This window comes from Methylobacterium sp. J-030 (assembly GCF_022829545.1).
Classification (GTDB): Bacteria; Pseudomonadota; Alphaproteobacteria; order Rhizobiales; family Beijerinckiaceae; genus Methylobacterium.
Map to the genome: position 1 here is coordinate 1 of NZ_JAKSYM010000288.1, position 545 is coordinate 545.

At 67.7% G+C, this 545-nt stretch carries 1 protein-coding gene and 1 pseudogene; one reads left to right on the forward strand and one right to left on the reverse strand.

From position 1 onward, the window contains the following. A pseudogene (locus MKK75_RS21620) lies at positions 1–215 on the reverse strand (catalase); the annotation flags it as partial. Between the two features lie 100 nt (positions 216–315). On the opposite strand from MKK75_RS21620, the gene MKK75_RS21625 reads away from it, so the two are divergent. Continuing rightward, complete coding sequence (locus MKK75_RS21625; RefSeq protein ID WP_244044574.1) at positions 316–474, forward strand: hypothetical protein; 159 nt, start codon at positions 316–318, stop codon at positions 472–474. The last annotated feature ends 71 nt before the right edge of the window (positions 475–545 follow it).

Below are 545 nucleotides of genomic sequence, written 5' to 3' on the forward strand. Positions count from 1 at the left end.
CTTACCGAGATCGGCCAATCGACCGACGCGTCCTCGATAGGTTGCCTCCCGGCGTCGGCCCAGACTTGAGCCTTCAGCTCGAACGCCACATCATGCGCGCGGAAGAAGTCGATTGCCGCGTGCCGGCAGCCGTCCTCGGCGACGTGTGGGTCGAGCCGCCACTCCCATCGGGCGCGCCGCGCCTCGTCCCGGTGAACGGCCTCTAGCCGGGCCACGTCATCTCCAATCCGTATCGGCACTCGCCGGAAGGGTCGTGCCGCGAGGGGCTCGCTGTACGTACTGTCAAATGAGTGTGTGCGTTACTGCGGCGACGCGTTGACCTTCCGCCCTGCGCACCGCAGCGCGGCACACCGGCCGTTCGGTTCGGTGATGCGGGCGCGGCTGCAGGTCTATCCGGCGCTCTCCGACGTCCGCCACCGCGAGAACGGCGTGTTCGCCGAGGACACCGTCAGCATCGACCGCATCCCAGCGTGAGGAACTTGCGCGATCAGGCGTCCGAAGCATCGCGGACCATCCCGCTCACACGCGCGTTACCGGCGTTCTTC